We start from the raw sequence: 19,211 nt of genomic DNA, 5'->3' as shown, positions 1-19,211 counted from the left end.
TATATTGTCGCCTAGCAACGCACCACATCAACATCACAAATGGTTTTGAAATAGTTCTAGAACATGTTGCCAAGCATCAGGAGCAGCTTCTGGGTTGTAACTTGGGTGCTGAGCTAGGAATGGGTACTTGTCTACAAAGAATCCTGCGAAGAATCCGTGTCCAGCATCGTATCTAAATACACGATGATTTATTTGATGTTTCTTTAATTCTGCTTCAATTTGCTCGGTCTCCTCCTGAGAAACTAATGTATCTCTTGTACCAAAAAATGTATAAATAGTACCTTTAATTTCAGAAGTGCGATTAATTGTGGGAATATCTTCGCCATAACTAGAAGTGGTAATTCCGCCACCGTAAAACGAAGCTATGGCTTTAATATCGGGTAAGGTTGCAGCTATATATGCAACATGACCGCCAAAACAAAAACCAATAGCGCCGATCGCATCCTCTTTGACATTGGGTAAAGTTTTTAGGTAGGCGATCGCAGCTTGAATATCGCTGATTATTTCTTGATAATTTACTTGTTGATAGTATTGCAAACCAAGCTGATATGCTTCTGGATTGTACCCCACATCTTCTGGACTAAAGTCAGGTGCAAAACCAGGAGCAGTACGTTGATACAACGCAGGTGCTATTGCTACATATCCTTGTTTAGCTATTAATTCGGTGATGTCTCGAATGTTACTATTAACTCCAAAAATTTCTTGAAAAACTATAACAGCGCCAAATTTTCCTGTAGTAACTGGTTGAGCTAAGTAAGCATCAATTTCTAAGCCGTTGTTAGGTATTTTGACTTTTGTAGTCTTAATTTCGATATTTGCTATTTGTCCCATCTTTGTTTCGACCGACTTTAAACCAATTCTTCTATTCTGACTGTTTTCGACACAGATGGGTGATGCCTACGATAAGCCAATTTACGTCTACGTAGAGCAGTTAGCTAGGATATAGGTTATTACTCAAAATTATTTTCGCGATCGCTATGCTACTAGTTTGCAGGCATTGATGCAAGTTACCTGAGTTGATTCGCTACATTTCTAACTTTTGAATAGATGGCATCTCGAACTTCTGGAAGAGTCCAAGTGTTTTTAATTTGTGCGACCTTACATAGGTAAGCATAAAGACTCAATATCAAGAAGCACAAGGAAAAACAATGCCCGATCAAGCATTTAGAAATAATATTCCAGAGATTGACCCAACGGAGATTGAAGATAATCGAACTGCGATCGCCGACGAACATCGCTCGTTTCTAGAAAAAGTCCAGGTTGGAGCCGGATTTGCAGATCCTTATGATGCCAGGGACTTTACCGAAGTTGTGTTTCGCGTCCTCCGCGACTTAATGACAACAGAAGCAAGCGATCGCGTCGAGTCAGAACTGCATAAAGAGGCTGTACCTACAGACGAGAAAGCACTTCAATTTGAAGTAGCCGATCTCTGGAGAGACACCAATCCCATTGTGGGATTTTTGAGCCGGGTTCGTCCACCTTGGCAAGGCCCTGGCATCTTCAAGATTGATTCCGATCGCTTCCTGTTCCGAGTTGCAAATGAAAGCGGAATGCCACGCTCTGTCGAGCGAGAGCAGGCAGTTAAAGCGGTATTTTCTGCCACCAAAGACGAACTTTCCGAAGAGCGGATTCAAGAAATTGCTAGTTGGTTGCCCGACCATGTGCGTGAGCTTTGGGAACAAGCTTAATTAGAAGCCTGAAAAAGTCAAGTCTGTTTGCGGATGATAATCTCGAACAGGCTTTTTATTATAATTTGGCTGATTCACAACTATTAATTTAGAAGGTAACAAGCGCCCAAACTCTTCATCGGCTTATCCTCGACTGCTAGTGTGTATTGCATGACACCCTGCTGGGGGGATGCGATCGCAGCAGCTAATTTTAATTCTTGAGTTCCCCAAATTTAATATTCTTAAGGTACTCATATCTATTCTGCAACTCCCGAAAGTTATTTTCAATTAATGGAAACAGCTTTTCTGGAAATGGTTCATTCAAATCAACTGGATTAAATCTTTGTAGTTCTGTAACAGAGCGGATTGTTTTATAAACCGCAACATGCTTGATATATTGTAATAACTCATTTATCAAGGATTTGCTATTAGTTGTATTTTCTGCTAAATGAATTTTGGATTCTATAATTTCAACTATTTCCTGATGATTTCTCAGAATGAATTCTTTTTCGATAACATTACTTGCAGCTTCCGGCAAAATATTTTTTTCAGGACTCAAAGACTGGATTCGTTTCCACATGACATTATCTTTTTCTAGCCTCAGGTAGATAGGCCAATAGAATTCAGATATTTGTCTTTCTATAAACTCAAGCTCTGCATTATACCTAGCTATAGCAATCTGATTTTCTAGTTCAGATATTTGTTGCTGTTGTTGGTTTTCGAGTTCAGCAATTAGTTGTCTCTGATGATACTTCTCGTTAGTCTCATTTTTAAATATCTCAAATCTTTTATTCAGCCAGTAGCCTGCTACCAAAACAATGCCACCAAGTAAAATTTTATCAAGAACTAATTCAATAATCTTTTCAGAAAGACTCATTTGAACATTCTCTCCCTTATTCATCAAGTTACAAACGTTGCAATTGTAACCAATAAACTTAAAAACAACATAAAATACGTAATATTACGGTATTAAGAGCGTTTCATAGCTGTACAATATCGATTACAACCACAGACTATTAAGGGAAAGCGATGTCTGCGACGGGCTACGCCTACGCTCAAACTCTTCACGGTAAGGTGACACTACATCAATCCTGCATGATATCGCCTCACAACCGAATTGCGGAAATTTATCGCGGCGTTGTTTTTGAGTAAATGTTCTTGAGGCGTTTTGGTTGAAGACTGTAAGGATTCTTTGATAACAGGTTGAAAAACAATCACTACATCTAATTCTTGGTTGGCAATTTCAGGCGGAAGCTGGATTTTCAGAATTCCATCGTCACCAATGTATGTTCTAATCTTAATGCTTTCCATAACTTCACCTGCTAATTAGAACTCGATAGTCTTATAATATCAAGTTGCCAATCTATACTACTGTGCAGTATGAGCTAGCTTGGAGAAAAGGCGATCGCTCTCTTGCCAAAAAATTCTTCTTTAGAGTGCGTCAGTATTAATTAATATTCATAATGAAATACTATACCCAAGCTGACACACCACACATTAGTGTGCCTGGTGCGTTGTCGCAAAGCGCAACGCATTCTATATTAGGGGTGGGCGAGTGTACTTTTGTCGGATGTTTGGAATGTTGAAGATAATAGCGCGTCGCACTTTGTGATAATGGACGCTACGGTAAGAATGCGATCATACTTTAATAGCGCTACTGGCAAGCAGAGACAGATAACTTTTGTATCTCTACCTGCGGCTTGCATTTGAGCAGTGCAAACTAATTCTTCTACTGTAAAAACCTGGGCTTAGGCTTTAAGTTTTGTCCTAGCTTATACAAAAACAGTTGATAACACTCACATTATAAATTGAAACTGCTACTATTTTATTAATTATGTGCCAATAAATCATAGCAGGCTCTAAGTAATTTATAATAGAAGGTATAAATTTTTATAGCTTCGTCACCTTAACTTTTAGTGACAGCTTATATCGCTCTTCAATAATCTAGGAAAATCATCAGAGGTTAAAACAATCATGAATCTTAAGGAGATAGCCCCTTTAATACCTTGGATAGTAGTGTTGATTTTAGGCTTAGTCTATGCCAAACCAATGATGGGAATTCTAAACCGTCTAGTTAGGGCTAAACTGTCAAAAGATGGTGTTGAATTAGAGGCTCAAAAACAACTAGGAAAAATCGCCGATCAAAGTGAAGAAGTTACACAGATACTTAAAGATATCAGTAAGCAGATAGAAAAAATTGCTCAACAAGAAAAGCCATATGCTGATTATGGTGATGCTCTTAGAGATGCAGAAAGATGTATTATATCTTGTCTGAATGATGGAATGAAAAGGCAAAAAAATACTACGGATAAAAATAAAATAGAGATTAAAGTTATAGCAGTTGCTATGACTTTTTCATGGAGATTTATATGTGATAAAGTACCTAAAATTTTGAGAGATTATCCTGATTCATATGCAAACATTGAGTTGACATTTGTCGATCACCAGTATTTGGAAGATCTGAATCTTGAAAACTACGACATCAACTGGTCTGAGGAAAGTAAGCAACGTATAAGGGATATTAATAACTTCATTAATGGACTACCTGAACAGTTAAGTGATAGACTTTGTATTGTTGCTAGAGTTTACAAGAATTTACCTCATTGGCATGGGTTTTTAATTGATGATGAATATTTATTTTTAGGGAGAACAGATTGGTCATTCTTCAGAGATAAACCTAAACTTACTGTAGGTCAAAATAAGTATAGATATTTTGATCGTAGTAGTAGTACAGGCATTGAGCGAATTGAACTATTCAAAGATTGGCATAAGTACTACCTTCAGTTTGGCTCTGAGCCGCTTCCTTCAACACAAGCCAGTAAAGTGAGATAAGTATGATTACCTTTACTATTTTCTTCTTGCACTCACCTCGAAAGCCAACTCAGTGCGGTAAAAACACACATCAAACTCTGCAAAAAAATTCATGTGTCCGAGTATCAGAGGTGTTTCTGTAGATTTTGCCCAAGCAAATGCAAGCAAGACAGGGGAAAATTCTGCAACTGTAGCTGATAGCACGAATCCCCGTGCTTCCAGACGAGCTAGATTCCCGGTTAATTGAATTGGGACTTTTTGTTCTTCCCAAACTGCTCCCAGTTGCAGACCAATTTCGTAAGGTCATACATTAACACTTGCACCTGTATCCAGCAAAGCAATAACTTCAATGGATTGGTTTTTATAAGTCAAAGTCAATGGTAAATATGGCATGGCGCTGGAAACACCAACAGCATTACTACGCTCAATAAAAGGAAATCTTTTACCGTCAAGCATGGTCTTCCTGCTTTGCTGCTCTAAGAAGCTCAGATAATGTCTGGGCTGCTTCATACGCTTCATAAGGAGACCATACAACTGCTTCAGTGGATTCCAGTTGCTTCAGCAGTGCATTTTCCTGCTCTTGATTATCAGTAGATTCTAAATTGCATCCTTCTTCCCTTGCTACCTCCAGCAAGAGGAAATGGATAAGGCGCAATTTATCTTGATGGGATAGTTTACTAACAGTCTGTAACAGTTCATTTAACAGCATATCGCCAATAATGAATAGGCAAGGAATGAATTTAGTTTAACTAATATCATATTGTAGCTAATTGTTTAATAAATTTAATTGTGGTGATAAAGCATCTCCATTCCCAAAGTTTAAATCTTGAATTACTCATTGTTCTAATTAGGCTTTAACTTACTTGTGCGGTATCGATAACTGCTTTCTTGTATGACAAAGAGTGATAAAAATCTGACATTATCGCACCCATGAAAGAAGGAACAACCGATCTGTTTCTCAGTATTTTTATATCTATTTTTTGTAAATAGCAAAACTTAACAAATTTTGCGATCGCTACAAAATGAATTGTACCTTCTCCTGGTTTTGCAATCACATAGCAATGTATCTCAACGAATACTAAGTTTTGTATTCCAGAATAATGGAATATTAACAAAGAGCCTTCAATACACAGATATGCTTCCTTATCTTTATAAAAGATTTTTTCTTTAATAAAATTTGCAAAATAGTCTAAAGCTTCAGCCATATTAACTGAGCTTACGGTACACAATCTATATTTTGGAATGTTTTCTTCCATAGTAAATAAAAGCAGTCGTAGGGTGTGTTGTCGCGCAGCGCAACGCACCACATTATAATTTAACTATGCTTATAAACTAACTCCATCTTCAATTTATCAACCTCCAGCTTCAACTTTTCATTCTCCATCCTCAACTTGGCATTTTCCTCTTTCATCAACTCAATCTCATTCTTTTTTGTCAAAGCCTGATTAATTGCCAACTTCCGCATATCTAGAGAAAACCAACGCTGATAAGTCTGGGTGTGAACTTGCACGCTATGACCTAAATTATCTGCCGCTGCTTTAATTGGAATCCCAAGAATATGCGCCCGAATTGCCCAAGCGTGACGTAAATCATACGGCTTAAAATCTAATCCAATTTTACGGAACCACCAACTAACTCGCTGGGTTAATGCTGTTATTTCTGCATGATTAGTATTATCTTTTTTACTAATTGCCGTTGCCAACATCTCTAAATATTTCGGATTTCTTAAATCAAAATCTTCAATCCATTGTTTATGTAACGGTAATGCTTGTCTTTCCCCAGTCTTGCAATCTTTATGCACTTTCCAGGTCAAATCTAAATTTTCTTCACTCAACCACCAATCAATATCAGGTTTAATAAACAGTTCTCGCGGACGTAAACCAAAAACTGCTAACATTCCATAAGCCCATCGCCAAAGCTGCCAGCTATCTTGAACATTTTGATTAACTTGATTACCTCTATTATTCAGGTAATCTTCAAACTTGGTAATTCCCTCAGATATTTCACCATCAGTCGGGATATTCCGGGAATTATTCTCAGGCATTTTGGAATAATTAGATAAATCAATTTCGATTTTGAATGTTAGGCAAAATGCAGCTATAGCTCTAGCTGCATTATATCTAGCCCATTCTTTATCAATTTTTTCAATTGAATTTATCAGATTTTCAGAAATTGCTAAATCCTTAGGATTAGTAAATCGCTTTGTCCGAGAAAAGTAATAAAAAAAAGTATGTTCGCTTTTTGTCGTGCGTTTATGAGTTTTAAAATACTCTTCTTCAAATTTTTCCAGTAATTCACCTATAGCTTTAAAGTCTTTTTTAATTGCTTCATTGCCTAAATATTTATCATTCCATTCAAAAGTTTTACGAGCGATTAACTTGCCTAATTCATAAGCTTCTTCCTCCGCCGTTTTTAATCCATCTAAGTTTGCAGGAATATTCAAACTGAGATTGTATTGCTTTCTGCCAGTTCCATTTTTGTCCTGGTCTCCCGGTTTAATTGGTAACGTCGCACGTAACTGCAAACTTCCATTCGATTCTCTAATGGTCACTTTTGCTTTTGCAGACTTCAAACGCAGATTTACTTTCTCTAATTCCAGTAGTACTTTAGTTCTCATGTGTTCTCTTTGCTGCTGTGCTTGCAGACTTGAGCCAAGAAAACTGCCATCGGTAGATGAAACTGGCTCCAAGTCTGCAAAGGCTTGCTGATACTTGTCTTTACCCTGGTTGTGCATCGCTGTGTTTTTAGCCTAGATTTAGCCTAAAAATAAATGTGTCATCAATGAACAATGTTCGTTACAGACATTGCTTACTGCAAACATTAGGCTGTTTAAAGCAATTAAACCACAAAAAGGATTACTCCGGCCCTTATCACGGTTACGACGGATTCGCCATCTTCGCTCGTGACATGGATTTAGCACTCAACAGCCCAACTTGGGGATTAATCGGCGCTCCTTGGAGCAAGAAAGCTGAAGCTAAAGCTAAAGCTGCCGTATAGAGAAATGGAAGAGACAAAAACCTGGGGCTAAAACCCCAGGAAGGAGTAGGGGAATCCAAAATTCAAAATTAAGAATTATTAATTAGTAATTTTTAATTTTACATTTTGAATTTTGAATTATATTCCCACTCTCCACTCCCGCCGCAGTCCTTATTCCTCGATTAGTAACGACTTCAGTAAGCTTGGAGATCCAGAAATGCCTCAGAATCCAGACAAGATTCAAGACCACGTAGAGCTATTCCACCAACCGGAGTACCAACAATTATTCGAGAACAAAAAGCAGTTTGAAAACGGTCACGACCCTGAAGAAGTAAAGCGGGTTGCAGAATGGACGAAGAGTTGGGATTATCGTGAAAAAAACTTCGCCCGTGAAGCATTGACTGTTAACCCTGCAAAGGGCTGCCAACCTTTAGGAGCAATCTTTGCTGCTGTTGGTTTTGAAGGCACTCTTCCCTTCGTACAAGGTTCTCAAGGTTGCGTTGCTTACTTCCGCACCCACTTGACCCGTCACTACAAAGAACCATTCTCTGGTGTGTCTTCTTCAATGACTGAAGATGCAGCGGTGTTCGGTGGTTTGCAAAACATGATTGATGGCTTGGCGAACTCCTACAAACTCTACAAGCCCAAGATGATTGCCGTCTGCACCACCTGTATGGCAGAGGTAATTGGTGATGACTTGCAGGCTTTTATAGGTAATGCCAAGACAGCAGGTTCAGTTCCCCAAGATTTCCCAGTACCCTTTGCTCACACCCCCAGCTTTGTCGGTTCCCACATCACTGGCTACGACAACATGATGAAGGGAATTCTTTCTAACCTGACTGCGGGTCATAAGAAAGAAACCAGCAACGGCAAAATCAACTTCGTCCCAGGTTTTGATACCTATGTAGGCAACAACCGGGAAATCAAGCGGATTGCTTCCCTGTTTGGTTTTGACTACACCATTCTGGCTGATAACAGCGACTACCTGGATTCACCCAACACAGGTGAGTTCGATATGTATCCAGGCGGTACAAAGCTGGAAGATGCAGCAGATTCAATTAATGCCAAAGCTACAGTTTTTCTGCAATCACACTCCACAGTTAAGACCCGCGAGTACATCGCCAAAGAATGGAAGCAAGAAGTTGCAGTTTCCCGTCCTTGGGGTATCAAGGCTACTGATGAGTTCTTGATGAAACTCAGCGAACTGTCTGGTAAGCCAATTCCTGAAGAGTTGGAAATTGAACGCGGTCGTGCGGTTGATGCCATGACTGACTCCCACGCTTGGGTTCATGGTAAGCGCTTTGCTATCTACGGTGAGCCAGATTTGGTATACAGCGTAGTCGGCTTCATGCTGGAATTGGGTGCCGAACCCGTGCATATCTTGGTTCACAACACCAACGAAGTGTTTGAGAAAGAACTCCAAGAGTTGCTAGATTCTAGTCCTTTTGGCAAGAATGCAACCATATGGGGTGGTAAAGACCTGTGGCACATGCGTTCTTTGCTGTTCACCGAACCCGTAGACTTGCTCATCGGTAACTCTTACGGTAAGTACCTGTGGCGCGACACCAAGATTCCCCTCGTGAGAATCGGCTATCCTATCATGGATCGTCACCACTACCACCGCTACAGCACAATCGGCTACCAAGGTGTAATCAACTTACTCAACTGGATTGTCAATACAATCTTCGAGGAAATCGATCGCAACACCAATATTCCTTCCAAGACCGATATTTCCTACGACTTGATTCGTTAGAAATTGCATTCACCCGCAGCGTGCTAATCAAGGGTAAGGAAAGGAATTAGGGACTGGGGACTAGGGACTAGGAGATAGGGAAGAGTTTTCCCGATCTCCAATACCCAATCCCCAGTACCCAATACCCAATACCCTCCTTACCTTTTTCTTCCTTGCATTTACCTAGAGGTATCTATTTATGGAAACTATCAATCACACTCACGCTCAGACCCATACACATAGTCATGTTAATTACCATCCACCTAATTATAAAAAATCGGGATGGTTTAACAATATCCTCAATCCATTGCGTAAGGTGGTAGATGGATTTGAGGTTAAAAATTATCGACTCGCTCATCTCATTTGCCAAGTAATTCCTTGTTGCTGTCCTTTTGAGCGAACTATTAATTTATTTGGGCGGACTGTAGATATCCCACCTTTATGCAAACTTAATCCCTTATATGACGAGTTTGTAGGAATGCGTTTTCGTGCCTTATCTTATCTTACTGATGAGTGTGGAGAAGATGTCACGAAATATATTTGTTAGTAGATGAAGGCAGAAGGCAGGAGGCAGATGGCAGAAGCTAAGTAAGCTTTTACTATTAGCTTTTTCACCTTTTTATACTGGATAGTTATTTCTGCCAAGCTGCACTAGTTATTTGGTCAGTAGAAAGTGATAACTAACCCTTACAGGTTAGGCAGTTGCTACCCTGCGGAAACCCACGCAACGCAGTGTCTCTCCAACGAACTGCCTCACAACTGACAAAGGACAATTTACAACTTCCATCCAGCAAGAGAAGAGAGATGAAAATCACCCAAGGCAAAATCAACGAGTTGCTCAGTGAGCCAGGATGCGAACATAATCAGCACAAACAGGGAGAAAAGAAAAACAAATCTTGTACGCAACAGGCACAACCAGGAGCGGCTCAAGGAGGCTGTGCTTTTGATGGTGCGATGATTGCTCTAGTACCAATTACCGATGCGGCGCATTTAGTCCACGGGCCGATCGCTTGTGCTGGCAATTCTTGGGGTAGTCGTGGTAGTCTCTCGTCTGGACCTCAGCTGTACAAGATGGGTTTTACCACTGATATGACGGAAAATGATGTCATTTTCGGTGGTGAGAAAAAGCTCTACAAGGCAATTCTAGAAGTTCAAGAGCGCTACAAACCCGCAGCAGTGTTTGTCTACGCTACCTGTGTGACTGCTCTGATTGGCGATGATATTGATGCAGTCTGCAAAGCTGCGGCTGAAAAAACAGGCACTCCTGTTATTCCTGTGATTGCTCCAGGATTCATTGGAAGTAAAAATCTGGGCAACCGTTTCGGTGGTGAATCTTTGTTAGAATATGTTGTCGGCACAGCAGAACCGGAACATACAACACCCTATGATATTAACTTAATCGGTGAGTACAACATCGCCGGGGAGATGTGGGGAGTAACACCACTGTTAGAAAAATTAGGCATTCGGGTATTATCCAAAATTACCGGCGATGCTCGCTACAACGAAATCCGCTACGCCCATCGTGCCAAACTCAATGTGATGATCTGCTCGCGGGCGCTGCTCAACATGGCGAGAAAGATGGAGGAACGCTACGGTATTCCTTACATTGAAGAGTCTTTTTACGGCATTGATGATATGAACCGCTGTTTGCGGAACATTGCCGCTAAGTTGGGCGATCCTGATTTGCAGGAGCGTACAGAAAAGCTGATTGCCCAAGAAACTGTTGCCCTAGATTTAGCACTGGCTCCCTATCGCGCTCGACTCAAAGGTAAGCGGGTTGTTCTATATACTGGCGGTGTCAAGAGTTGGTCGATTATCTCCGCAGCTAAGGACTTGGGGATAGAAGTTGTTGCTACCAGCACCAGAAAAAGTACTGAAGAAGATAAAGCCAAGATTAAGAAATTAATCGGCAACGATGGCATCATGCTGGAGAAAGGCAACGCCAAAGAATTACTACAACTGGTTAAAGACACCAAAGCAGATATGTTGATTGCTGGTGGTCGTAACCAATACACAGCTCTGAAAGCCCGGATTCCTTTCTTAGATATTAACCAAGAACGCCACCATCCTTATGCAGGCTACGTAGGGATGATTGAGATGGCAAGAGAACTGTACGAAGCTCTTTATAGCCCCATTTGGGAACAAATACGTAAGCCTGCTCCTTGGGATGAAGACAAAGGAACATTAGCAGGGAGAGATACTGATAGTTCTCTGTTTGCGTCGATGGAGGAGATAATTTAATGGCGATCGTTACCGTTCCCAATAAATCAGTTGCTGTTAATCCTCTCAAGCAAAGCCAAGCCTTGGGTGCATCTTTAGCCTTCTTGGGATTGAAAGGGATGATACCTTTATTCCACGGTTCCCAAGGTTGTACTGCCTTCGCCAAAGTTGTGCTTGTACGGCATTTTCGGGAAGCAATTCCCCTTGCTACTACAGCCATGACAGAAGTCACTACTATTTTGGGTGGGGAAGAGAATTTAGAGCAAGCAATTCTTACCCTAGTAGAAAAGGTAAATCCCGAAATTATTGGTATATGCAGCACAGGGCTGACAGAAACTAGAGGTGATGATATAGAGCGGTTTCTGAAGGATATTCGCAAACGCCACCGCGAACTAGATCATCTGCCGATTGTCTTTGCTCCCACACCTGATTTTAAAGGCGCGCTGCAAGATGGGTTTGCCGCTGCTGTTGAGAGCATAGTTAAGGACATTCCGAAAGCGGGTGGAATCAAAACCGAGCAAGTGACGATTTTGGCGGGTTCTGCTTTCACACCGGGGGATGTGCAGGAAATTAAAGAGATGGTGACTGCTTTTGGATTAGTGCCCATCTTTGTACCTAACCTAGGCGCTTCACTGGATGGACATCTAGAAGATGGCTACAGCGCTATCACAGCCAGTGGCGCTACTGTGAAACAGTTACGAGAAGTAGGTAGTTCTGCCTTCACCATCGCTTTGGGCGAGAGTATGCGGGGTGCAGCCAAAATCCTGGAAGAACGATTTGGCATCCCCTACGAGGTGTTTGGCGAACTGACTGGCTTGGAACCAGTGGATGAATTCTTGCAAGCATTGGCGATTTTGAGCAGCAACAGCGTTCCAGAAAAATACCGCCGCCAACGCCGCCAGTTGCAGGATGCGATGTTGGACACTCACTTTTACTTCGGTGCGAAGCGAGTCTCCCTAGCGTTGGAACCAGACTTGTTGTGGTCAACAGTGAATTTCCTGCAATCAATGGGTACTCAAATTCATGCGGCGGTGACAACGACAAAATCGCCACTGTTAGAACAATTACCGATTAAAAGTGTGACCATTGGTGATTTGGAAGACTTTGAGCAACTAGCTGTTGGCTCCGATCTACTGATTGGTAATTCTAACGTAGGTGCGATCGCTAAACGTCTTTCAATGCCTTTATACCGTCTCGGCATTCCCATTTATGACCGTTTGGGTAATGGGCAATTCACCAAAGTCGGCTATCGCGGCACAATGGAGCTTTTGTTCGGCATTGGCAACCTCTTTTTAGAGGCAGAAGAAGAAAGAGCTAAACATTTCCACGGTGTTTTGTAATAGTCAAAAGTAGAGACGCGATTAATCGCGTCTGTACAAAAGTCATTAATCGCGTCTGTACAAAAGTTAATAGTTTAAGAGTTTTTAGCTATTGACCATTGACTCTTAACCACTGACAACTAACAACTAACAACTAACAATGAAAATTGCCTTTACGACTAGTGACCACATTCATATTAATGCTCACTTCGGATGGGCAAGAGAAATTGATGTTTATGAAGTCTCAAATGAAGGCTATCAATTTCTGGAAACTCTGACATTTTCTGGTGACCTTAAAGAAGATGGCAATGAGGATAAAATCACACCAAAACTTGAAGCGATAAATGATTGCACAATTATTTACGTAACAGCAATTGGTGGTAGTGCCGCAGCTCGCTTAATCAAGAAAGGTGTGACCCCGGTTAAGGCGAAATCAGAAGAAGAAGAAATTAATGAAATACTAACTAAGTTAGTACAAACTCTCAAGGGTAATCCTCCTCCTTGGTTGCGTAAAGCTTTACAACCGAAAACTTCAAATTTTACAGATGACGTTGAAAATGAAGCAACCGTATGAGCGAAAATAATAGTGTTAACGGAACAATTACTACTGAAGTCTTTAACTCTCCTTTTCTCAAGACATTGGTACAACAAATCCGGGGTCAAGATACTTACGGATTTTATCGAAATTGGTCAGATGAGTTAATTCTTAAACCCTTTGTTGTTACCAAACAAAAGAAACGCGAAATTTCTCTTGAGGGTGAAGTCGATCCGGCTACCCAAGCACGGATTATGGCATTTTTTCGCGCTGTCGCCGCAGGTATTGAACAGGAAACAGGTTTAATCTCTCAAGTAGTAGTTGACTTGAGTCATGAAGGATTTGGCTGGGCGCTTGTCTTTTCTGGTCGTCTTTTGCTAGCCATGAAAACTTTGCGAGATGCTCATCGCTTCGGCTTTGATTCACTAGAAAAACTAGCTGAAGAGGGAGAAAAGTTTGTCCAAAAAGGGATTGATTTAGCGAAGCGCTTCCCCGAAGTTGGCAAGCTGTAACAATCCTGAGTTGTGAAAAATTTATTTTTTGGTCTTAGTGTCTTTGTGGTTGAAGAAATTTTTTTACTACAAAGGCACAAAGACGAGGGCAGTTGCGTGGTGAGGCAGTTCTTCATAGGGGTTTACCCTATGAATCCCATGCCACTTGCTACAACGGGGAGGCAGCCGCGTGGGCGGGTTTCCCGACTTGAGCGGACTGCCGTGGGAACCCCCGCAAGGCAGTGGCTCGACTTCAGCAAACTGCCCTTTATCAAGGTAAGCCATTCATAACTCAGCACTCTTTTAACAAGGAGAAGTTGATGGTGCAGGTAGGAGAAACAAGTATTGAGGAACTTAAAGGGCAGATTAGAAAGCTTAATAGTAAAGCAGGTCAAATGAAGATGGATCTGCACGATTTAGCGGAAGGTCTGCCAACAGATTACAAACAACTTATGGATGTGGCGGCTGCAACTTATGAAATCTATCGCGAGCTAGATGAACTTAAGCAACAGCTAAAAAAATTGGAGAATGCTAAATGACTGGGACTATTGAAGAATTCAAACAACTCACAGATACAGAAGAATTTTTGCAGTTTTTTAATCTGCCCTACGACCAGAAATTTGTGAATGTAAATCGTTTGCATATTTTGAAGAAGTTTTCCCAATACATGAGGGAAATTGATGAGAATTATCCTAACTTGAGTGCAGAAGAAAAGCTCAAACAATATTCTTTAGCTTTGCAAACAGCTTATGAGGTTTTTCTGGAGTCAACACCCCACGAACAAAAGCTGTTCAAAGTGTTTAACGACAAGCCGAAGAATGTAGTCACGCTGACAGAAATCACTTCTGATTAGGAGTTACAAAGTGATAAACCTAACGCCTACAGAGTTAGAACGCTACAGTCGCCAAATGATGCTCCCAAATTTTGGCGAAGTAGCTCAGAAGCGCCTCAAGTCAGCGACGGTTCTGGTTACGGGTGTGGGGGGATTAGGCGGTACGGCGGCGCTTTACTTAGCAGTAGCGGGTGTTGGGCGACTAATCTTAGTCCGGGGTGGTGACTTGCGACTGGATGATATGAATCGTCAGATTCTGATGACGGATGATTGGGTAGGCAAACCAAGGGTATTCAAAGCTAAAGAAACTCTGGAGGCTATTAATCCCGACATCCAGATAGAAGCAGTTCATGATTACATTACCCCGGAAAACGTAGACTCTTTGGTGCAATCCGCTGATATGGCGTTGGACTGCGCTCACAATTTCACGGAACGCGATTTGTTGAATGCAGCTTGTGTGCGTTGGCGCAAACCAATGGTAGAAGCCGCAATGGACGGAATGGAGGCTTATCTGACGACGATTATTCCTGGTGTGACTCCTTGTTTATCGTGTCTGTTTCCAGAAAAACCCGATTGGGATCGGCGCGGCTTTTCAGTTCTGGGCGCTGTTTCTGGAACGTTGGCTTGTCTGACAGCACTGGAGGCGGTGAAGTTGATTACTGGGTTTAGCCAACCTCTATTGTCGCAATTGCTGACAATTGATTTTAATCGGATGGAATTTGCCAAGCGCCGTTCAGGACGCGATCGCACTTGTCCAGTATGCGGTAACAACGCACCTTGGAGATACGCGCAAGCTAATTCCATGGAACCCACCAGCAGCAATTGCACGCATTAGTCGTAGAGACGCGATTAATGAGCCAGCGCTGTGCGGAGGTTCCCTCCGTTGAGGCGACTGGCGTCGCGTCTCTACAAATAACACAACTCACACTCGAAATCAGAACAATTAATCGCTACAAACCAGGAGACTTAATGACCGTTACTTTGACAGAAAAAGCAGAATTTCGTCTGCGGGCATTCCTGCGAGGTTCAGCTCCCGATGATAATAGCACAACTAAAGGTGTCCGCATCTCTGTAAAAGATGGTGGTTGCAGTGGTTATGAATACGCGATCGACATCACTAGCAAACCACAACCAGATGATTTAGTTATCCCGCAAGGCAACGTACTGGTTTATGTGGATGCCAAAAGTGCGCCTTTGTTAGAAGGAATTGTAATCGATTTTGTCGAAGGGGTGATAGAAAGCGGTTTTAAGTTTACTAACCCCAATGCAAGTGATACCTGTGGTTGCGGCAAGTCTTTCAAAGCAGGTGATTGCACGCCTACTGGTGTACCTTGCAGCTAAATAATTCGTAATTGATAATGCGTAATTCGTAATTATTCCTACTCAATTAAAATTACGAATTACGAATTACGAATTACTAATTATTTTAGGCACTCCGCACCTTTTCTCGAAGCGTGGGGAAGAAAGACTAAAAAACTTCGAGAAACCAACCGAATCATAACTTTAGAGGAGAATCGGAAAATGGCTACCTACCAAGTTAGATTAATCAACAAAAAGGAAGACCTCGATACCACAATTGAAGTGGATGAAGATACTAACATTGTGGATGCAGCAGAAGAAGCTGGTATTGATTTACCTTTCTCTTGTCATGCAGGTTCTTGCTCTAGTTGTGTAGGTAAAGTAGTTGAAGGTGAAGTTAATCAAGAAGATCAAAACTTCTTAGATGACGAGCAAATTGAGAAAGGCTTTGCTCTACTTTGTGTTAGCTATCCCCGTTCTAATTGCACAATTAAGACACATCAAGAAGCATATCTTGTGTAAGCGATCGCTTTGGCTGCCATCTTTAGCAACCAAATAAAAAACGAAGGATGAAGTATGAGGGAGAAACATATACTTCATACTTCATACTTCACACTTCAAATGTTTACCCCTTTTAACGTGATTGGCTGCTCATTAGAATTACTGAGAATAGGAGAGAGAGGCATCGTCACTTTCTGCAAAGTTCACGATGAAAGAATATACAAAAAAATAATATCAATCGGTGTGAAAACAGGCACTATTATCACATTAGAACAGCAGTTTCCCACTTTGCTGATCGGAATTGGAAATCTATCCTTTGATATAGAACGAGAAGTTGCCCGCACTATTTATGTTCGCATTATTGATAATTAGTATTATGGCACTTTGTATTTAAATGAAAATAGGGCAGGCTATTTACCCACCCTAAAATACTCAAAGGCTCTACAGGCGACTTGCAAGAAAAAGCAAGTCGCCTATTTTTCAATCAACAGCAACTATCACGTCCGATGATTTAATTACGGCGTAAGCTTGCTTACCCTCTACAAGTCCAAGCTTTTCTGCCGATGATTTGGTGATAATTGACACTAGTTCTATGCCAGGCGCTAGCTCTAAAGTAACCTCGGTATTAACTGAACCAGTTACAACTTTCTTAACTGTGGTTTTGAGAGAATTACGAGCGCTAATTTCCATGTTTTCATTTCCTGTTAGTTACTAATATTTGCCAAATTAGCAAGTTTTTATAATACAAAGAAAATTATTCAAGTTTTCTTAATGATTTGAATAAAGTAAGTATTATACAACATGTAAGTTAACAGCGATACCTCTGTTAGATAGTTAATATAGGAATACTACTTGGTTTTGCTTGGCAGTATTTGAATGATATTTTTGCGAAAATAACTACTGAAGGCTATATCGAATGCTCGCTCAGTTTCTGCTAAAAGATTCCCGACTTCTTAGAATAAGTTGGGAATATGAGCTTTTCCATCTTTGTTTTGTACAGCTTAAACAAAAATTATTTTCATACTATTTTATTTAAGAATAGTGGGCATCGTCCACCATTTACTTTGTCAAGCAAATTTAGATAAGGCACTAGTTATGAATAATTTGACTGAAGCAACAAAGCAATGGCTACTTACAAAAGGTTACACTTGTGAAGATTTAAATCAGCATGGTGAAAATGGCGACACGGCTTTGATGAAAGCTACAAGAGAAGGAGTCTACGCAGTCGTTAAAGAACTGATTGATTTAGGTGTAAATATTAATGCTAGAAACAATGATGGTAACAATGCTTTGTGGTTTGCTTGTTTTGGTAACCACTACGATTTAATTAATTTGCTATTGGCGGCAAAAATTAATATCGATAACCAAAATGATAATGGGGCAACTGTTTTAATGTATGCAGCTTCGGCCGGAAAAAAGGAAGTAGTTAAGTTACTTTTGCAACATCAACCTAATCTATATTTACAAAACTTAGATGATTATAAAGCAATAGATTTTGCCAGCAATGTAGAAGTTTTAAGGATACTCAAAAATGCCACAAAATCATAACCTAGGCAGAGCTTATCATGATGCAACCAAGCATTCTTACTTATCGGTGCAGGTGAATCCAAACTATGTAGATGCACCAACTCAACCGTCTACATTTAAAATTTATCCAAAATTTTATAGACGCGTGCAATTAAATGTCAATAATCCTATTCATTCTTTTATCTGGTTAACTAGTACTGTCACCTTAGAGAAGGTATATAAGGATGTGCCTTATAAACTACGGGTAAATCCTTCAGCAGGCGCTCTATATCCCACAGAAGTCTATGTACAGATTCGTGGTATGCAAGGAATGATAGATGGTGTATATCATCTAGAAGTTGAGAATAATTGTCTAACACTAATCTATGAATTAATTGATGATGGTTTAGAGAGTTACATTATACCGACCAAAAGTATCAGCGGATTCATTTTTTTAATTAGTAGTGTTTATTATAGGTCTAGTTGGAAATATCAAGACAGAAGCATGAGATATTGCTTGTTGGATAGCGGACACCATTTAGGTAGCATCGCAGCTTCAGCATATCTTCATGACAGAGATATCCAGTTAATTTTTGACTTTGATAAACTCGCCCTCAATACAGATTTAGGCTTTGAGAATAAAGAGTTTATTACAGCTTGTGTTATCTCAGGAGAAATGCAAGAGAAGAAAGTCAGACGCTTAAGGCTGAAAGTTCCTTTTGTTTGTGGAACTGATTATTTTGAAGCCAATCAATTTATTGAAGCTAACTATCAAGTAACAGCTATACAACCAAGTTGCCAACAGAAACTAGAACAGCCTCAGTTTAAGTTTGATAAAGATAAATTTCATCAAACTGTTTACAACAGACGTTCGACTCGACGTTTCCGGAAACAATTTATTTCCCAAGTAGATTATTTATATATATGGCAGCAACTTCAGCAGCCAATACCGACTGAAAACTATGAGGAAATAGAAATTTACTCGGTTGTGCATCGAGTAGAGGGGATGTCACCAGGGTTATATAAAGGCAAGCATCTGCTGAAAGCTGGTGATTTCAGCGAACAGACAGGTTACTTATGCATTAATCAGGCGATCGCGAGAGATTGTGCTGTAACTTTATTTTTTGTTTCTGACTACACAAATTATCAGACTGCTATGCAAATAGCCGATTTTCTCGGACAAAGAGTTTATCTGGGTAGCAACTATATGGCAATTCAATGTAGTGGAATTGGTGCATACTATGACGACGAAACTCAAAGATTCTTAGAAACAACCAAAGATGTTCTTTATGCAATGACAATTGGAAACTAAGTAGGAAATT

The 19,211-nt window shown here is 40.5% G+C and carries 25 protein-coding genes and 1 pseudogene; 17 read left to right on the top strand and 9 right to left on the bottom strand.

All coding sequences use genetic code 11. The annotated features are described in order from the left end of the window. Nucleotides 1-33: 33 nt before the first annotated feature. A complete protein-coding gene (locus RMY31_RS15995; protein ID WP_409877997.1) occupies nucleotides 34-831 on the bottom strand; it encodes a dienelactone hydrolase family protein in 798 nt (265 codons plus the stop codon). Nucleotides 832-1,148: 317 nt separating this feature from the next. Between RMY31_RS15995 and RMY31_RS15990 the strand changes: the two genes are divergently transcribed. After that, the gene (locus RMY31_RS15990; protein ID WP_409877996.1) at nucleotides 1,149-1,688 is read left to right on the top strand and encodes a DUF2267 domain-containing protein; all 540 of its coding nucleotides are present in this window, start codon (nucleotides 1,149-1,151) and stop codon (nucleotides 1,686-1,688) included. 190 nt (nucleotides 1,689-1,878) lie between these two features. On the opposite strand, the gene RMY31_RS15985 is transcribed toward RMY31_RS15990, so the two are convergent. Continuing rightward, on the bottom strand, nucleotides 1,879-2,544 hold the full coding sequence (locus RMY31_RS15985) for a hypothetical protein (RefSeq protein ID WP_409877995.1): 666 nt from the start codon (nucleotides 2,542-2,544) through the stop codon (nucleotides 1,879-1,881). Between the two features lie 203 nt (nucleotides 2,545-2,747). Then, nucleotides 2,748-2,978 (bottom strand): hypothetical protein, encoded by a 231-nt coding sequence (locus RMY31_RS15980; protein WP_409877994.1) that lies wholly within the window; start codon nucleotides 2,976-2,978, stop codon nucleotides 2,748-2,750. A 663-nt stretch (nucleotides 2,979-3,641) separates the two neighbouring features. Between RMY31_RS15980 and RMY31_RS15975 the strand changes: the two genes are divergently transcribed. After that, nucleotides 3,642-4,499, top strand: coding sequence for a hypothetical protein (locus RMY31_RS15975; RefSeq protein WP_409877993.1), 858 nt, complete (start codon nucleotides 3,642-3,644; stop codon nucleotides 4,497-4,499). A 15-nt stretch (nucleotides 4,500-4,514) separates the two neighbouring features. On the opposite strand, the pseudogene RMY31_RS15970 reads toward RMY31_RS15975, so the two are convergent. The 4 genes and pseudogenes from RMY31_RS15970 to RMY31_RS15955 all read right to left on the bottom strand — a co-directional run bounded on the left by RMY31_RS15970 (nucleotide 4,515) and on the right by RMY31_RS15955 (nucleotide 7,212). Beyond that, a pseudogene (locus tag RMY31_RS15970) lies at nucleotides 4,515-4,934 on the bottom strand (retroviral-like aspartic protease). Next, nucleotides 4,927-5,187, bottom strand: a complete 261-nt coding sequence (locus RMY31_RS15965) for a hypothetical protein (protein WP_409877992.1) — start codon at nucleotides 5,185-5,187, stop codon at nucleotides 4,927-4,929. The pseudogene RMY31_RS15970 and the gene RMY31_RS15965 overlap by 8 nt, the downstream one beginning before the upstream one ends. A 145-nt stretch (nucleotides 5,188-5,332) precedes the next feature. Continuing rightward, nucleotides 5,333-5,734 (bottom strand): hypothetical protein, encoded by a 402-nt coding sequence (locus RMY31_RS15960; protein ID WP_409877991.1) that lies wholly within the window; start codon nucleotides 5,732-5,734, stop codon nucleotides 5,333-5,335. A 59-nt stretch (nucleotides 5,735-5,793) separates the two neighbouring features. Continuing rightward, nucleotides 5,794-7,212: a site-specific integrase gene (locus RMY31_RS15955; protein ID WP_409877990.1), complete on the bottom strand. Its 1,419-nt coding sequence runs from the start codon at nucleotides 7,210-7,212 to the stop codon at nucleotides 5,794-5,796. A 47-nt stretch (nucleotides 7,213-7,259) separates the two neighbouring features. Between RMY31_RS15955 and RMY31_RS15950 the strand changes: the two genes are divergently transcribed. The 7 genes from RMY31_RS15950 to RMY31_RS15920 all read left to right on the top strand — a co-directional run bounded on the left by RMY31_RS15950 (nucleotide 7,260) and on the right by RMY31_RS15920 (nucleotide 13,772). After that, entirely contained in the window at nucleotides 7,260-7,475 is a 216-nt protein-coding gene (locus RMY31_RS15950; RefSeq protein WP_409878012.1) for a hypothetical protein, read from the top strand. Between the two features lie 196 nt (nucleotides 7,476-7,671). Next, on the top strand, nucleotides 7,672-9,207 hold the full coding sequence (gene nifK / locus RMY31_RS15945) for a nitrogenase molybdenum-iron protein subunit beta (RefSeq protein ID WP_322665141.1): 1,536 nt from the start codon (nucleotides 7,672-7,674) through the stop codon (nucleotides 9,205-9,207). 178 nt (nucleotides 9,208-9,385) lie between these two features. Next, nucleotides 9,386-9,733, top strand: a complete 348-nt coding sequence (locus tag RMY31_RS15940; protein WP_322665145.1) for a Mo-dependent nitrogenase C-terminal domain-containing protein — start codon at nucleotides 9,386-9,388, stop codon at nucleotides 9,731-9,733. Nucleotides 9,734-9,990: 257 nt separating this feature from the next. After that, nucleotides 9,991-11,427 carry a nitrogenase iron-molybdenum cofactor biosynthesis protein NifE gene (nifE, locus tag RMY31_RS15935; RefSeq protein ID WP_322665147.1) on the top strand — a complete coding sequence of 479 codons (1,437 nt, stop codon included), beginning with the start codon at nucleotides 9,991-9,993 and terminating at the stop codon, nucleotides 11,425-11,427. After that, the gene (gene nifN, locus RMY31_RS15930; protein ID WP_322665149.1) at nucleotides 11,427-12,746 is read left to right on the top strand and encodes a nitrogenase iron-molybdenum cofactor biosynthesis protein NifN; all 1,320 of its coding nucleotides are present in this window, start codon (nucleotides 11,427-11,429) and stop codon (nucleotides 12,744-12,746) included. Before nifE ends, nifN begins: the two co-directional genes overlap by 1 nt. A 139-nt stretch (nucleotides 12,747-12,885) precedes the next feature. Continuing rightward, nucleotides 12,886-13,299, top strand: coding sequence for a nitrogen fixation protein NifX (gene nifX / locus RMY31_RS15925; RefSeq protein WP_322665151.1), 414 nt, complete (start codon nucleotides 12,886-12,888; stop codon nucleotides 13,297-13,299). Then, complete coding sequence (locus RMY31_RS15920; RefSeq protein ID WP_322665153.1) at nucleotides 13,296-13,772, top strand: NifX-associated nitrogen fixation protein; 477 nt, start codon at nucleotides 13,296-13,298, stop codon at nucleotides 13,770-13,772. The genes nifX and RMY31_RS15920 overlap by 4 nt, the downstream gene beginning before the upstream one ends. Before the next feature lie 66 nt (nucleotides 13,773-13,838). On the opposite strand, the gene RMY31_RS15915 is transcribed toward RMY31_RS15920, so the two are convergent. Next, nucleotides 13,839-14,036, bottom strand: a complete 198-nt coding sequence (locus RMY31_RS15915; protein ID WP_322665155.1) for a hypothetical protein — start codon at nucleotides 14,034-14,036, stop codon at nucleotides 13,839-13,841. Nucleotides 14,037-14,071: 35 nt separating this feature from the next. On the opposite strand from RMY31_RS15915, the gene RMY31_RS15910 reads away from it, so the two are divergent. The 6 genes from RMY31_RS15910 (at nucleotide 14,072) to RMY31_RS15885 (ending at nucleotide 16,755) form a co-directional block, all read left to right on the top strand. Next, nucleotides 14,072-14,290 (top strand): CCE_0567 family metalloprotein, encoded by a 219-nt coding sequence (locus RMY31_RS15910; RefSeq protein ID WP_322665157.1) that lies wholly within the window; start codon nucleotides 14,072-14,074, stop codon nucleotides 14,288-14,290. Further along, a complete protein-coding gene (nifW, locus tag RMY31_RS15905) occupies nucleotides 14,287-14,604 on the top strand; it encodes a nitrogenase-stabilizing/protective protein NifW (RefSeq protein ID WP_322665159.1) in 318 nt (105 codons plus the stop codon). The genes RMY31_RS15910 and nifW overlap by 4 nt, the downstream gene beginning before the upstream one ends. Nucleotides 14,605-14,614: 10 nt before the next feature. Then, complete coding sequence (locus tag RMY31_RS15900) at nucleotides 14,615-15,418, top strand: HesA/MoeB/ThiF family protein (RefSeq protein ID WP_322665161.1); 804 nt, start codon at nucleotides 14,615-14,617, stop codon at nucleotides 15,416-15,418. Between the two features lie 134 nt (nucleotides 15,419-15,552). Beyond that, the gene (locus RMY31_RS15895; RefSeq protein WP_322665231.1) at nucleotides 15,553-15,924 is read left to right on the top strand and encodes a HesB/IscA family protein; all 372 of its coding nucleotides are present in this window, start codon (nucleotides 15,553-15,555) and stop codon (nucleotides 15,922-15,924) included. A gap of 180 nt (nucleotides 15,925-16,104) precedes the next feature. Continuing rightward, entirely contained in the window at nucleotides 16,105-16,404 is a 300-nt protein-coding gene (locus RMY31_RS15890) for a 2Fe-2S iron-sulfur cluster-binding protein (RefSeq protein WP_214432594.1), read from the top strand. Between the two features lie 54 nt (nucleotides 16,405-16,458). Further along, nucleotides 16,459-16,755 carry a ferrous iron transport protein A gene (locus RMY31_RS15885; RefSeq protein ID WP_322665164.1) on the top strand — a complete coding sequence of 99 codons (297 nt, stop codon included), beginning with the start codon at nucleotides 16,459-16,461 and terminating at the stop codon, nucleotides 16,753-16,755. 108 nt (nucleotides 16,756-16,863) lie between these two features. Here RMY31_RS15885 and RMY31_RS15880 read toward each other — a convergent pair whose 3' ends face one another. Continuing rightward, nucleotides 16,864-17,073 (bottom strand): molybdopterin-binding protein, encoded by a 210-nt coding sequence (locus tag RMY31_RS15880; protein ID WP_322665166.1) that lies wholly within the window; start codon nucleotides 17,071-17,073, stop codon nucleotides 16,864-16,866. Between the two features lie 405 nt (nucleotides 17,074-17,478). Here RMY31_RS15880 and RMY31_RS15875 point away from each other — a divergent pair, with 405 nt between their 5' ends. Next, nucleotides 17,479-17,931, top strand: coding sequence for an ankyrin repeat domain-containing protein (locus tag RMY31_RS15875; protein WP_322665168.1), 453 nt, complete (start codon nucleotides 17,479-17,481; stop codon nucleotides 17,929-17,931). Continuing rightward, complete coding sequence (locus RMY31_RS15870; protein ID WP_322665170.1) at nucleotides 17,915-19,201, top strand: SagB/ThcOx family dehydrogenase; 1,287 nt, start codon at nucleotides 17,915-17,917, stop codon at nucleotides 19,199-19,201. Before RMY31_RS15875 ends, RMY31_RS15870 begins: the two co-directional genes overlap by 17 nt. Nucleotides 19,202-19,211: the final 10 nt, after the last annotated feature.

It is taken from the genome of Dendronalium sp. ChiSLP03b (assembly GCF_034531165.2).
In the GTDB taxonomy this organism is placed as follows: domain Bacteria; phylum Cyanobacteriota; class Cyanobacteriia; order Cyanobacteriales; family Nostocaceae; genus Dendronalium; species Dendronalium minutum.
This window is presented reverse-complemented; position numbering and strand designations above follow the sequence as displayed.

Coding starts and splice junctions, on each gene's coding strand:
- nifW (WP_322665159.1), top strand. CDS start 14,287: ATGACTGGGACTATTGAAGAATTCAAACAACTCACAGATACAGAAGAA.
- RMY31_RS15950 (WP_409878012.1), top strand. CDS start 7,260: ATGAACAATGTTCGTTACAGACATTGCTTACTGCAAACATTAGGCTGT.
- RMY31_RS15895 (WP_322665231.1), top strand. CDS start 15,553: ATGACCGTTACTTTGACAGAAAAAGCAGAATTTCGTCTGCGGGCATTC.
- RMY31_RS15990 (WP_409877996.1), top strand. CDS start 1,149: ATGCCCGATCAAGCATTTAGAAATAATATTCCAGAGATTGACCCAACG.
- RMY31_RS15995 (WP_409877997.1), bottom strand. CDS start 831: ATGGGACAAATAGCAAATATCGAAATTAAGACTACAAAAGTCAAAATA.
- RMY31_RS15980 (WP_409877994.1), bottom strand. CDS start 2,978: ATGGAAAGCATTAAGATTAGAACATACATTGGTGACGATGGAATTCTG.
- RMY31_RS15890 (WP_214432594.1), top strand. CDS start 16,105: ATGGCTACCTACCAAGTTAGATTAATCAACAAAAAGGAAGACCTCGAT.
- RMY31_RS15920 (WP_322665153.1), top strand. CDS start 13,296: ATGAGCGAAAATAATAGTGTTAACGGAACAATTACTACTGAAGTCTTT.
- nifX (WP_322665151.1), top strand. CDS start 12,886: ATGAAAATTGCCTTTACGACTAGTGACCACATTCATATTAATGCTCAC.
- RMY31_RS15965 (WP_409877992.1), bottom strand. CDS start 5,187: ATGCTGTTAAATGAACTGTTACAGACTGTTAGTAAACTATCCCATCAA.
- RMY31_RS15940 (WP_322665145.1), top strand. CDS start 9,386: ATGGAAACTATCAATCACACTCACGCTCAGACCCATACACATAGTCAT.
- RMY31_RS15985 (WP_409877995.1), bottom strand. CDS start 2,544: ATGAGTCTTTCTGAAAAGATTATTGAATTAGTTCTTGATAAAATTTTA.
- RMY31_RS15955 (WP_409877990.1), bottom strand. CDS start 7,212: ATGCACAACCAGGGTAAAGACAAGTATCAGCAAGCCTTTGCAGACTTG.
- RMY31_RS15875 (WP_322665168.1), top strand. CDS start 17,479: ATGAATAATTTGACTGAAGCAACAAAGCAATGGCTACTTACAAAAGGT.
- RMY31_RS15880 (WP_322665166.1), bottom strand. CDS start 17,073: ATGGAAATTAGCGCTCGTAATTCTCTCAAAACCACAGTTAAGAAAGTT.
- nifK (WP_322665141.1), top strand. CDS start 7,672: ATGCCTCAGAATCCAGACAAGATTCAAGACCACGTAGAGCTATTCCAC.
- RMY31_RS15885 (WP_322665164.1), top strand. CDS start 16,459: ATGAGGGAGAAACATATACTTCATACTTCATACTTCACACTTCAAATG.
- nifN (WP_322665149.1), top strand. CDS start 11,427: ATGGCGATCGTTACCGTTCCCAATAAATCAGTTGCTGTTAATCCTCTC.
- RMY31_RS15870 (WP_322665170.1), top strand. CDS start 17,915: ATGCCACAAAATCATAACCTAGGCAGAGCTTATCATGATGCAACCAAG.
- nifE (WP_322665147.1), top strand. CDS start 9,991: ATGAAAATCACCCAAGGCAAAATCAACGAGTTGCTCAGTGAGCCAGGA.
- RMY31_RS15910 (WP_322665157.1), top strand. CDS start 14,072: ATGGTGCAGGTAGGAGAAACAAGTATTGAGGAACTTAAAGGGCAGATT.
- RMY31_RS15975 (WP_409877993.1), top strand. CDS start 3,642: ATGAATCTTAAGGAGATAGCCCCTTTAATACCTTGGATAGTAGTGTTG.
- RMY31_RS15960 (WP_409877991.1), bottom strand. CDS start 5,734: ATGGAAGAAAACATTCCAAAATATAGATTGTGTACCGTAAGCTCAGTT.
- RMY31_RS15915 (WP_322665155.1), bottom strand. CDS start 14,036: ATGGCTTACCTTGATAAAGGGCAGTTTGCTGAAGTCGAGCCACTGCCT.